Source organism: Microcella sp., from assembly GCF_019739195.1.
Classification (GTDB): domain Bacteria; phylum Actinomycetota; class Actinomycetes; order Actinomycetales; family Microbacteriaceae; genus Microcella.
In genome coordinates, this window is the sequence record NZ_JAHHDS010000003.1 from 2,495,951 (window position 1) to 2,508,076 (window position 12,126).

Consider the following 12,126-nt stretch of genomic DNA (forward strand, 5'->3'; position numbering starts at 1 on the left):
GCGCGGTCCACTGAGCTTTAGGCCGAGCCGGGAACCAGCCGATCGCGCACGGTGCTCGCAGGCCGCGGGTGCGTGATGATGAGTGGCATCGTGCCGGTGTGCGCGACGACCGAGGTCGGTGGCTCGGGAGTCAGCGGCAGATCGTCGAGGGCGCCCGGCGACGACACCCAAGCGGCCTCGGTGTCGCTCACGGGCGAGGCGACGACCGCGCCGGCCGGGCTCGTCGGCGCGTCGTCGGCGACCTCGAACGACCAGCGCTCGAGGTCGGCCCCGAACAGCTTCTTCGCCGACTTGGGCTTCTCGCTCCACTCGACCAGTCGGTCGCGGTACTCCGCGAGGGTCTGCTGCGCCTGAAAGCGAAACCCCGACGAGTCGCGCTTCATCGACTCGAGCTGGTGCGACGCCCACGACGCCGCGAGCGCCGAGCCCGCGATCGGCAGCAGCCGAATGCGCGTCTCGCTCTCAGCCGCCAGATGCTCGAGCTGCGCGCGTTCGACCTCGGTGAGGTCGTGCCACTGCGCCGACTTGCGCCCGGCGAGCATGAAACCGCTGATGGCCGCCGCCAGAGCATCCTGCCGGTGCAGCGCGATGAGGCGTCGGCTCGCACCGCGCCCGATGAGTGCCGCGATGATGCCGGCCGTGAGAATGGCGAGTGCGGGAATCACCGCACTCGTCAGCACGCGCCAACCGTCGTCAGACGCCCACCACGCCAGAAAGTCGTTCCCCCATGTCATGCTCGGCAGAGTACCCCCCGTCTGGGGGTAGACGCTACTTTCTGCCATCCTCTTGCCGCTGAGCGATCGTCGTGATAGGGCCCGTATCGAGCGCCAGGTCGGCGTCAATCACCTTTCCGGCGCGGGCGGTCTGGGCCACGATGATGCCCGCGAGCACGATGCCAGCCCCGATGATCTGCACGGGGTCGAGCGCTTCGCCGAGCCAGACCCAGGCCACGGCGAAGGCGAAGACAACCTCGCTCGAGGCGACAATGCCTGCCGCCGTGGCGGGCAGATGACGCAGGGCGGCGAGGCTGAGCAAGAAGGGCGCGAACGAGCCCATCACCACGTTCCAGGCCAGCGGAACCGCCATGGGCACCTCGAGCACGGCACCCGCCCCGCCGATGTCGACGGGGGTCGAGAAGATGCCCGGCGAGAGCTCCCACCAGCCGCTGACAAACGACCAGAAGATCGCGGCGATCGTCATGGTCCAGAACGAGACCGCCAGGGGAGAGATGCGCGATACTTGGCGCTCGCCGACCAAGAAGTAGAGCGCGAGGCACACGGCCGCGGCCAGGGCGAGCACGACGCCGAGCGCATCGAGGGTGCTGGCCCACACTTGCGCGACCACGGCGAGACCCACGAGTACGAAAGCGATCGCGACCCACAGGCGCGCCTTGACGGGTTCTTTCAGCACGAAGTAGGCGACGAGCGCCACCATGAGCACGGCCGTGTACTCGAGCAGCAGCGCGATGCCCACGGGCAGCAGCTGTACGGCTGCGGCGTAAGTCGCCTGCAGCAGTGCGACGCCGAATACTCCCAGCACGATCATGATGAGCCACTGGTCGCGCGGTAGTCGGAAGGCCCGGCGGTCGATCACGAGCAGCACCAACCCGGCGATGAGGGCCGTGCCGACGAGACGAAACTCGGTGACCTGCGCAGGAGAAAGCCCTGCTTCCATCGTGATCTTGGTGACCGAACCGTTGGCCCCGAAGAGCACCGCTGCGAGCAGCGCGTAGACGTATCCCACCGCCGTGGCTAGCGCGAGCCGGTGCCGTGCACCGCGTGGGGTTCGATGGCGGCGAGCTCGTCGGCGGTGAGGGCGTCGCCGTGCAGTGCGTCAAGGCTGTTGTCGAGCTGGCGCACACTGCTCGCGCCGATGAGCGCGCTCGTGACCTGGGGGTGGCGCAGCACCCACAGCAGCGCGAGCTGCGCGAGCGACTGACCGCGCGCCTCGGCGATCGCGTTGAGCGCCCGCGCTCGGCCCAAGTAGGCCTCATCGATGTTGTCGCCGCTGATCCACCGGCCCTCGGCCGCGCGCGAGTCGGCGGGAATACCGTCGAGGTACCGCCCGGTGAGCAGGCCCTGGGCGAGCGGAGAAAAGACGATGCTGCCCAGCTCGAGCTCTGCGAGAGCATCCAGCAAGCCGTCTTCCATGCGCCGATCGAACATGTTGTATCGGGGCTGGTGAATGAGCAGGGGAATACCCAGTTCGCCGAGGATGCGGTGCGCCTCGCGCGTCTGCTGCGCGTCGTAGTTCGAGATGCCCGCGTAGCGCGCCTTGCCGCTCGTGACTGCGGTGGCGAGGGCGCCCATCGTCTCGTCGAGCGGGGTCTCGGGGTCGGGGCGGTGGCTGTAGAAGATGTCGACGTAGTCGAGCCCGAGCCGCGTGAGACTCGCGTCGAGCGAGCTCAGCAGGTACTTGCGCGAACCCCACTCGCCGTAAGGCCCCGGCCACATGTAGTAGCCCGCCTTCGTCGAGATGATGAGCTCGTCGCGGTACGGCCGAAGATCGTCGCGCAGCAGCCGGCCGAAGTTTTCTTCGGCACTGCCCGCGGGCGGGCCGTAGTTGTTCGCCAGATCGAAATGGGTGACGCCGCGGTCGAACGCCCGACGCACGATCGCGCGCTGCGTCTCGATCGCTCGGTCGTCGCCGAAGTTGTTCCACAGGCCGAGCGAGATGCGCGGCAGACGCAGTCCGCTGCGCCCGACCCGCGCATATTCGAGCAGCTCGTAGCGGTCAGCAGCGGCGGTGTAAGCGTCATGAGTGTCAGGCATGAGTACAGCGTATGACCGGCCGGCACCCGGCCAGCACACGCTGCTCGGTCGTAGTATTCGGCCATGCGAACCTTTCATCTCGCCGGCGGTTGCTTCTGGTGCCTCGACGCGGTCTACCGCGTGCTCGACGGTGTTCACGACGTCGTCTCGGGGTACACGGGCGGCCACGTCGAGAACCCCTCCTACGAGCTCATCTGCACCGGGTCGACCGGTCATGCCGAAGCGGTCGCGGTCACGTTCGACCCCGACGTGATCCCCGCCGACGTCATTCTCGACGTGTTTTTCACGCTGCACGACCCGCGCCAGCTCAACCGTCAAGGCAACGACGTGGGCACGCAGTACCGCTCTGCCATGTTCTACGCCGACGACGAGCAGAAGGCTCTGTTCGAGGCGGCACGCGACCGAGCCTCCGAGTACTGGGAGGGCGGCATCGTCACCGAGATCTCGCCGCTGGAGAAGTACTTCATCGCCGAGGACTACCACCAAGACTTCTTCGCCAAGAACCCGGGGCAGGGCTACTGCCTTGCTGTCGCGCTGCCCAAGGTCAACAAGATTCGGCAGTCGTACGCCTCGTATGTCAAGGCCTCCTGAGAGCATCCGCCCCCTCGACACGGGTCGCTGAGGAGCGTATCGTCGGCCGCGCACCAGAGCTGTTCGGCCTGACGACGAAGGAGGCTCTCATGAGCGCATCGACAGAGACGACGACCTGGGTGGCCCGCGGGGGCGCGGGCACCGTCGGCACGATTCATCGCGACGATCAGGGGTACAGAGTGCGCATCGCGTCGCACGCTGACGAGCGCGGACCGTTCGCCTCGCTCGAGGTCGCGAAGCGCGCGCTGCACGCCGCACTGGGCCCGGGAGCCGAGCGGCCAGAGTTTGTCGGCCACTGACAGACGCCGCGGCTGACCTGCTGACCGAACAGCCAGCGGGTCGGCCTCGCGCGCTCCTCCCCACCGCGGCTGTGGCGAGTTCTCTCCCCGTTCGCGGATGCTCGCTCGATGACGCGCGTGCTGACGAGCACACTCCTGCACGGGCGCCGGCGTTCTCCGGCACGAACCGTCGGCGCCCACCCGACACTCATCCGCAGGAGGACACCATGACCGACATCATCACTTTGACCGGGCTCGTCGCCACGAACCCCCGGCACATTACGACGAGCGAGGGGCTCGCGATCACCTCGTTCCGGCTCGCCTCGAACCAGCGCCGCTTCGACCGCGGTCAGAACGCCTGGGTCGACGGCGACACGAACTGGTACACGATCACGGCGTTCCGCCAACTCGGCGTGCACGTCGCCTCATCGGTCGAGAAGGGGCAGCGCGTCATCGTCACCGGGCGCGTGCGCGTGCGCGACTGGGAGAGCGGCGAGAAGTCGGGCACGACCATCGAGATCGATGCAGAGTCGATCGGGCACGACCTCACCTGGGGTCGTGCGACCTTCACGCGCAGTGTCATCGCATCGCGCGGCGAGGGCGGCAGCGCCGAGGCGTCTGACACGTCGCCGAGCGCGGGCGCGGCGGCCGACGAGGGCGATGGCGCGACCGACAGGTCACTGCTCGACGCCGCACCGGCAGAGTCAGAGTTGGTACCAGCGGGGGCGACGACCCCCTTCTGAGCGACGCGCCGTCTCAGCGAACGCGAATCCCCCCACGCTGCCACATCGTGACAGCAGCGACACGGGGGTTCGCGTTCTCGCTTGTATCGAGACCGAGTGCGACGAAGAGGCGATGCAGCATCGTCTCGACCGCTCGCGTGGTTGTGCCCCGCGCTTCGGCGAGTGCTCGGGTCGACGCGCCTGCCGCGAGCATGCGCAGCACTTCGGCTTGCGCCGCTGTCACCGACGGCACGCCGTCGTCGTGCGGTTCGTCGAAGAGGTCGGCGTGATCATCCGGTGCGCCGCTGATCGCGCGTTGAACGGCGTCTGCCAGCTCGTCGATGCGCCCGAGCTGCGACTTCACGAGGTAGACGGCACCGCGAGGAATCCGCTGTGGGTCAGGAACGGCGAGCTCAGGCGATCGATGCGAGGTGAGCACGACCAGGCCAACCCACGGAAACTCGTCGGCGACGAATCGCAGCAGGTCGGCTCCGTTCTCGGCGGTGCCGAAGTTGAGGTCGCTGATCACGGCGTGCGGGTCGGTGTCGCGCACGGCTTCGAGCGCTTGCTCGACTGAGGTGGTCGCGGTGACGGCGTAGCCCTGTGCTTCGAGTCCGCCACGGACGAGCGAGAGGGTGAACGCGTCGTCGTCGGCGATCACGACGCGCAGGGCCCGGTTCTCGGCTGTGCTCATTCTCGATCCGCTCTCGTCGACTCGTGCTCGTGAAGCGTGTCGCGAACGGTTCGCAGCAACAGGCTCGTGGTGTAGGGCTTCGGCAAGAACCGTGACACGCCCATGCCGACCGAAGCGGAAGAATCGCCGTGCGAGGTCAACCCGCTCGCCGCGATGATCGGAATCTCAGGGTGATGCTCTTCGAGGTACGCGGTGGTCGCCGCGCCATCCATGACGGGCATCATCATGTCAGTGATGACCAGATCGACGGGATCGCCGCCCGACTCGATGAAGTCGATCCCCTCCTGACCATTCGACGCCTGTGTCGTGCGGAAACCGTGGGCTTCGAGGGTCTGGCACGTGATGCGTCTGACGAACTCTTCATCATCCACGACGAGCACGTGCTCGCCCGCTCCCTGAGGCAGCGGCTCGCCGTCGGCCAGAGTCGGTCGCGATTGCTCGACTGTCGAACTGATCGGAACACCGACGCGAAAGCACGTGCCATGATCGGGCTCGCTGTAGACCTGCAAGAAGCCGCCGTGGCTGCGCACGATCGCCAGCGTGGTCGAGAGGCCCAGCCCTGTGCCCTTGCCCGCGTCTTTCGTCGTGAAGAAGGGCTCGAAGACCTTCGCCACGACGTCGGGCGTCATACCGTGCCCCGAGTCTTCGACCGAGAACACTGCGTACTCGCCGGCCGAGGCCGTGTGCCCGATAGAGACGACCTCGGTGTCGTGCTGCTCGATGGCTGCGGTAACCCGTAATCGGCCGCCCTCGGGCATCGCATCTCGTGCGTTCAGAAGCAGATTAATCATGACCTGCATGAACTGAGTCGCGTCGCCCGTCGACGAGGCAAGCGATTCGGGGCGGTTGACCTCGAGCGCGATCGTGTGTGGCAGGGCGTCGCGCGCGTAGGTCTCGACGTCGTCGAGCAAGTTGTCCATCGAAATACTCTCGCGACGACCTTCGACACCTCTGGCGAACGCGAGCACCTGACGCACCATTTCGGCGCCGCGCTTCACCGACGATTCAAGGGTCGCGAGCAACTCGAGTCGGCCGGGGTCTCGTTCATCGTGCGCGAGCAGCTGAGCCGACATGAGAATCGGGGTCAGCACGTTGTTGAGGTCGTGAGCGATGCCGCCCGCGAGCGTGCCGAGGCTCTCCATGCGCTGCGAGCGCGCCCGAGTCTCCTGCTCTCTGCGGTAGGCCGTGATGTCGGTATTGACGCAGAGCACGGCCTCGGGCTCACCGTCGGCACCGTGCAGCACCTGCCATCGGCAGTCGGCCACGATCGACCTGCCGCCGCGAGTGCGCTGCATGAGCTCGCCCGCCCAGTAGCCCTCGCGCATCACTTCGTCTGCTGCAGCGTTGAACTCGTCGAGGTCGTCGTAGATCAGCTCGGTGACCACCGCGCCGAGCGCTTCAGCGACGGGAATCTCGTAGAGCTCGGCCGCCGAGCGGTTCCAGTACCGCACCCGGTGGTCGAGACCTCGCACGATGATGGCATCGCGCGCGATATCGAGCAACGCTGCCTGTTCTGCGAGTCGCCGAGTGGTGTCGAGTTCTCGTTCACGTGCTGACACGTCGGCCGTCGCATCGCGCATGTGCAGCACAACGCCGGTCTCGACCGGGTAGATCGTGACGTCGACCCAACGCTCGGTGAGTTCGACCCACTCCTGGTGAACGACGCTTTCGCGCGAGTTGGCGGCCTGTCGAAAGGCGGTCTCGAACGGGGTTCCGATCGTCGAGGGGTAGACGCTCCACAGGTCGGTTTCCACGAGCTCGGCAGCCTGCCTACCGAGCAGCTCTTCGGCTCGGGGGTTCACGAAGGTCACACGCCACGAGGCGTCGAGAAAGATCAGCCCGTCTGAGATCGTGCGCAGCGACGTCGCGAGGCGCTCTTCAAGATCGCGAGCGCGGCCGCGTTCCACGGCGTACTCAGAGATGTCCCACACGGCACCGTGCGCCCTGACGATCGAGCCATCGCTCCCGCGTTCGGCCTCACCGATCGTTCGCACCGTGAGACGCGTGCCGTCGGTCGTAACCATGGTCGACTCAACATCGAACGACTCGCCCGTGTCGAGGCATCGCTGCAGCAGGCCCGCAACGCGCTCGCGGTCGCCCGGAGGATGGAGGTTCCACGCGACCTCGTTGGTGAGAGGTATCTCTGTCGAGATCCCGAACATGCGCAGTGTGTCGTCGGTGAGGCGGATGCGCTTCGTGCGAGCATCCACCGACCACCCCCCGAACCGAGCCATGCGGCCCGCGAGCCGCAGCATGTCTTCGCTCGCTCTCGTGCGCTGCAGGGCATGCGCTCGGTCAGAGACGTCGACGGCGCAGCCGACAACGGCCACGGTCTCGCCGCCGAGCCTTACCGGAAGGTTGGTGATCTGCGCGAGAAAGTCCGTGCCGTCGGGCCGCACACCCGAGGCTTCGTACTGCACACTCTCGCCGCGTGCCGCCTCGCCGAACTTCTTGCGCACGAAGCGCAAGTCGATCGCCGCCACCGTGTCATCGAACGTCTGACCGAGCAAGCTCGCGCGGTCTGCCTGCACGCGCTCGCACAGAGCGTCGTTGACGGCGAGGAAGCGACCGTCGAGGTCGAGAAGGTAAGCCGCATCGGGATGCGCATCGACCAGCACCGTGAACGCCATGGCGAGCGCGCCGACACCATCGACGTCGGTAGCCAGAGGCGGGGTTCCGGTGGCGTCGATCATGGTGGTGCGATCACCGAGCCCTCGAGCAGCCTCCGAACCCTCGACAGCAGGTCGTCGAGGTCGATCGGCTTGCGGGCGTAGTCGGCACGAATCGCAGGAAGATCGTCGGGCGGCGTCGCTTCACCGCTCAGCACCAGGATCGGAAGATCGGGATGCACGTTGCGGAGCCCGCCGAGCGTGTCACGCACCGTACCGCCCGGCATGTTGATGTCGAGCACCACGAGGTCGTGCCGTTGCTCAGCCTGTGCGATGACTTCTTGCACGTCACCCGCTTCGTGCACGTCATACCCCTGAGACTCGAGGGCCATACGCAGCACACGGCGCACCAGAGGATCGTCGTCGGCGATGAGCACCGAGACGTTCGACCCTTCGGGCGTGGTCATGCCCTCAGTGTAGGCGCGGGTCTGTCGTGGCGGACACCTGCGGGGCCTCGCAACGAGGCCCCCGTTAGGGGGAGGAGGGTGAGTCGACAGAGGCGATGACCGTGAGGTCTCGAGAGGCGGCGCGCAGGTGGTCGAGCACCGAGTCGACGAGCGTCGAGTCGACCGCAGAGCTCGATGCGGCATCGGCGGGCGAGGCCGTCGCTGTGAAGTTCAGGGCCATGACGCATGCCGCGAGCCGCCCCTGTACGGGCCCGTGCATGAGCTCGACGAGGCGCAACCGCTCTCGATCGACCCGTGCGTCGTGCGCATTGCGCTCGAGCTCGAGCTGCTCACTCTTCTGCCTGACCGCGTCGCACGCCTCACGGTTCGCGTCGGCGAGCACGACCGCACCGACCAGCACGACGCACGCGATCGCGAGGGCGACGACGAGCAGAGGTACCACTGCCAGACCGTTGGTCGTGATCGGATCAATTCCGCTGTTCAGCATAAGATACACCGTGGCTCCGATGCCTGCGGTGCAGGCGAGCACGGTGGCGCGCTGGTCGCGCGCCCAGCGGCTATCGGGCGCGAAGCGGGTGACGAGCCACGGTACGAGGCCAATGATCAGCGAGGCCACGGTGATCGAGACGATCAGCTCGATCGCCGCGAGAGAGCCGAAGACTCGCCAGACGTCGGGCAACAGCACAGCCGTCGTCGACAGCGCAGTGAGACCTGCGATGACCCAGGGCAGGCGCGGAGGCACATCGAACGCGCGGCGCACGCTCGAGCGCACCGGGGCGAGATCCGGTACTGGGCCTCTCGTGGGCTCGAGAAGGTCGGCTGTGCGGTCATGCAGCTGTGACACACGCAGACTCAATTCTGCGAGCGAACCTGCGCTCAGGCGGTCGCGCGTCGACTCGAGGCTCGCCACGAGCTCGCTGAGGGCCGGCTGCAGCGACTCGCGAACGGCGATGTTGAGCGACCGCCGCACCTCATTGCCCGACTCGCCAGCTTGTGTGCGCTGCTCTTCGATGTCTGCCGTCGTCGAGTCCAGAGCGCCCAATAGCAGTCGCCGTCGATCGATCTGCGCGGCGGTGTAGACGACGAGCGGAACCCAGACAACGCTGCCCAGAAGCCAGACGAGCGACCGCTCGACGTATTCGGGGTCAGCGCCGGCGACAGACTGCGCCAGTGCTCCGCCGATGACTCCGCGAGCGATGGCCGCGGCGATCCAGAGCACGGTGACGACCGCTAGAGGGAGCAGGGCACTGCGCCGTCGGGCCAGTGCTCCGCCGCCGAGCACGATGACACCCACCGCAAGATGCTGAACCACGGCCGACAGCAGAGGCCACCACCACGACTCAAAGCCCGTGATGCTCTCGCGCAGGCCGACGATGAGCGCGGTCGGCACGAACAGGCCGACCCACATCGCCCAGTGGGTCGCCCACGGGCCGCCGAGCGCTTCGCGCAACGTCATTCGGGATAACTCGCCTTCAGCCGCACGGTCGGTGCGTGCAAGTCGCAACGCTCCGATGATGCCTTAACTGAGGCGGTCGTTCCTGGTCTCACCCGAAGAGACCAGGAACGACCGCTGTCGCAGCGGTTCTGCGTCGACCCGAACGACTCAGAACCACCGGAGCTCGAAGCGGCCCCCGGCGATCCCCCGATCACCGTCCGCTTCGTTCCGTTGCTTGATCATGGTCTCTGGGTTGTGGAGAGTGCAAGCGCTGCCACGCCGGGGTGTTCGCAATGCGAACCACGGGCCTTCGAGCTCTCGCGAGAGGGGTTCACGAAAGGCGACCCTAGAATCGGACGTGCGCCAACGGGCGCGAGCGTGAGAGGGCAGTTATGCGGATCGAGGTGGTGCGGGCATCCGTCGTCGCCGTGCTCGGCCTCGCGCTGCTCGTCGCCGGGTGCGCACCCATCGATGCGCAACCCTCACCGACCGACGGGCCGTCAGCCGAACCGACGGCCAGCGCGACTCCCCAACCTGAGCCCGAATTCGTCGACGGCGGCACCGCCGGGCAGAACCGGCCCTACTTCGAGTTTCTGCTGACGGGCATGCTCGAGCGCAATCCCGAGCCGTCGAGCGAGACAGTCGTCAATGCCCTCGTCAGCGGCGGCTTCGACAAGGCGAGCATGCAGGTGACGGCCGACACGACCCCGGTCGGCCAGCGCGCAGACTCGATCTTGGTCTCGGTGCTCATCGGCGACCAGTGCCTCATCGGCCAGATCATCGACTCTGGGCTGACGTCGCAGTTGGCCGACGTGCTCGGCACGGGGCGGTGTCTCATCGGCGAGACGCTCTCCATAGACTGGTAGGCATGGCCGAATTCATTTACACCATGGTCCGCGCGCGCAAGGCGGTCGGCGACAAGCTCATTCTCGATGACGTGACGATGTCGTTCTTCCCCGGAGCCAAGATCGGCATGGTCGGCCCCAACGGTGCCGGAAAATCGACGATCATCAAGATCATGGCGGGTCTCGACACGCCGTCGAACGGCGAAGCGCGGCTGAGCCCCGACTACACCGTGGGCATTCTCATGCAAGAGCCCGAGCTCGACGAGTCGAAGACGGTGCTCGAGAACGTGCAAGAAGGCGTGCGCGAGCTCGCCGACAAGCTGCACCGGTTCAATGAGATCTCGGCCGCGATGGCCGACCCCGACGCCGACTTCGATGCTCTCTTGGCCGAGATGGGCGGGCTGCAGGAAGAACTCGACGCCCAGAACGGGTGGGATCTCGATTCGCAGCTGGAGCAGGCGATGGATGCTCTGCGCTGCCCGCCCGGCGACGAGCTCGTCACCCATCTCTCGGGTGGAGAAAAGCGCCGCGTGGCACTGTGCAAGCTGCTGCTGGAGAAGCCCGATCTGCTTCTGCTCGACGAGCCCACTAACCACCTCGACGCCGAGAGCGTGCTGTGGCTCGAGCAACACCTGCAGAAGTACCCAGGCGCTGTCATCGCCATTACCCACGACCGGTACTTTCTCGACCACGTCGCCGAGTGGATCGCCGAGGTCGACCGCGGCCGTCTCTACCCCTACGAGGGCAACTACTCGACCTACCTCGAGAAGAAGGCGGCCCGCTTGCAGGTGCAGGGCAAGAAAGACGCCAAGCTCGCCAAGCGCCTCGAGAGCGAGCTCGAGTGGGTACGCAGCAACGCCAAGGGTCGGCAGGCCAAGTCGAAGGCTCGCCTCGCGCGCTACGAGGAAATGGCGTCAGAGGCTGAGAAGACGCGCAAGCTCGACTTCGAAGAGATCGTGATTCCGGTCGGTCCGCGTCTCGGTTCACAGGTCATCGAGGCGACGAAGCTCAAGAAGGGCTTCGGTGACCGCGTGCTCATCGACGGGCTCTCGTTCACGTTGCCGCGCAACGGTATCGTCGGCATCATCGGCCCCAACGGCGTCGGAAAGACCACGCTGTTCAAGACCATCGTGGGGCTCGAAGAGCTCGACGGTGGCACGCTCAAGATTGGCGAGACGGTCGACATCTCGTACGTCGACCAGAGCCGCGGCGGCATCGATCCGAACAAGACCCTGTGGGAGGTCGTGAGCGACGGCCTCGACTACATCCAGGTCGGCAAGACCGAGATTCCTTCTCGGGCATACGTTTCGCAGTTCGGCTTCAAGGGCCCCGACCAGCAGAAGAAGGCCGGCGTGCTCTCGGGTGGTGAGCGCAACCGCCTCAACCTTGCGCTCACGCTCAAGCAGGGCGGCAACCTTCTGCTTCTTGACGAGCCCACCAACGACCTCGACGTCGAGACTCTCGGCAGCCTCGAGAACGCGTTGCTCGAGTACCCCGGGTGCGCGGTGGTCATCACGCACGACCGGTGGTTCCTCGACCGCATCGCCACGCACATCCTGGCGTATGAGGGCACCGACGAGAACCCGAGCTACTGGCACTGGTTCGAGGGCAACTTCGAGTCGTACGAGGCGAACAAGATCGAGCGCCTCGGGCCCGAAGCGGCGAAGCCGCACCGCTCGGCCTACCGCAAGCTCACGCGCGACTAGCGCGGCGA

12 protein-coding genes are annotated in these 12,126 nt (G+C 66.6%); 5 read left to right on the forward strand and 7 right to left on the reverse strand.

Translation table 11 applies throughout. From position 1 onward, the window contains the following. Nucleotides 1–17: 17 nt before the first annotated feature. Genes KL788_RS13765 through KL788_RS13775 form a run of 3 tightly spaced genes read right to left on the reverse strand, consistent with a single transcriptional unit; the run spans nt 18 to nt 2,771 of the window. On the reverse strand, nt 18–734 hold the full coding sequence (locus KL788_RS13765; RefSeq protein WP_293172943.1) for a hypothetical protein: 717 nt from the start codon (nt 732–734) through the stop codon (nt 18–20). A 34-nt stretch (nt 735–768) separates the two neighbouring features. Beyond that, complete coding sequence (locus KL788_RS13770) at nt 769–1,743, reverse strand: EamA family transporter (protein ID WP_293172945.1); 975 nt, start codon at nt 1,741–1,743, stop codon at nt 769–771. 8 nt (nt 1,744–1,751) lie between these two features. Further along, nucleotides 1,752–2,771, reverse strand: coding sequence for an aldo/keto reductase (locus KL788_RS13775; RefSeq protein ID WP_293172948.1), 1,020 nt, complete (start codon nt 2,769–2,771; stop codon nt 1,752–1,754). Between the two features lie 63 nt (nt 2,772–2,834). Between KL788_RS13775 and msrA the strand changes: the two genes are divergently transcribed. From msrA to KL788_RS13790, 3 genes are all read left to right on the forward strand, one after another. Further along, complete coding sequence (gene msrA / locus KL788_RS13780) at nt 2,835–3,362, forward strand: peptide-methionine (S)-S-oxide reductase MsrA (RefSeq protein ID WP_293172951.1); 528 nt, start codon at nt 2,835–2,837, stop codon at nt 3,360–3,362. Nucleotides 3,363–3,451: 89 nt separating this feature from the next. Continuing rightward, the gene (locus KL788_RS13785; RefSeq protein ID WP_293172954.1) at nt 3,452–3,661 is read left to right on the forward strand and encodes a methyltransferase; all 210 of its coding nucleotides are present in this window, start codon (nt 3,452–3,454) and stop codon (nt 3,659–3,661) included. Between the two features lie 206 nt (nt 3,662–3,867). Then, on the forward strand, nt 3,868–4,383 hold the full coding sequence (locus tag KL788_RS13790) for a single-stranded DNA-binding protein (protein ID WP_293172957.1): 516 nt from the start codon (nt 3,868–3,870) through the stop codon (nt 4,381–4,383). Between the two features lie 13 nt (nt 4,384–4,396). Here KL788_RS13790 and KL788_RS13795 read toward each other — a convergent pair whose 3' ends face one another. The 4 genes from KL788_RS13795 to KL788_RS13810 all read right to left on the reverse strand — a co-directional run bounded on the left by KL788_RS13795 (nt 4,397) and on the right by KL788_RS13810 (nt 9,588). Beyond that, on the reverse strand, nt 4,397–5,056 hold the full coding sequence (locus KL788_RS13795) for a response regulator (protein ID WP_293172960.1): 660 nt from the start codon (nt 5,054–5,056) through the stop codon (nt 4,397–4,399). Next, on the reverse strand, nt 5,053–7,749 hold the full coding sequence (locus KL788_RS13800; protein WP_293172963.1) for a PAS domain S-box protein: 2,697 nt from the start codon (nt 7,747–7,749) through the stop codon (nt 5,053–5,055). The genes KL788_RS13795 and KL788_RS13800 overlap by 4 nt, the downstream gene beginning before the upstream one ends. Beyond that, on the reverse strand, nt 7,746–8,132 hold the full coding sequence (locus KL788_RS13805; protein ID WP_293172966.1) for a response regulator: 387 nt from the start codon (nt 8,130–8,132) through the stop codon (nt 7,746–7,748). The genes KL788_RS13800 and KL788_RS13805 overlap by 4 nt, the downstream gene beginning before the upstream one ends. Before the next feature lie 64 nt (nt 8,133–8,196). Further along, nucleotides 8,197–9,588 carry a hypothetical protein gene (locus KL788_RS13810; protein ID WP_293172969.1) on the reverse strand — a complete coding sequence of 464 codons (1,392 nt, stop codon included), beginning with the start codon at nt 9,586–9,588 and terminating at the stop codon, nt 8,197–8,199. A gap of 371 nt (nt 9,589–9,959) precedes the next feature. On the opposite strand from KL788_RS13810, the gene KL788_RS13815 reads away from it, so the two are divergent. Together KL788_RS13815 and ettA are read left to right on the forward strand one after the other, a co-directional pair. Then, a complete protein-coding gene (locus KL788_RS13815; RefSeq protein WP_293172972.1) occupies nt 9,960–10,433 on the forward strand; it encodes a DUF6993 domain-containing protein in 474 nt (157 codons plus the stop codon). A gap of 2 nt (nt 10,434–10,435) precedes the next feature. Next, nucleotides 10,436–12,118, forward strand: coding sequence for an energy-dependent translational throttle protein EttA (ettA, locus tag KL788_RS13820; RefSeq protein WP_293172975.1), 1,683 nt, complete (start codon nt 10,436–10,438; stop codon nt 12,116–12,118). The last annotated feature ends 8 nt before the right edge of the window (nt 12,119–12,126 follow it).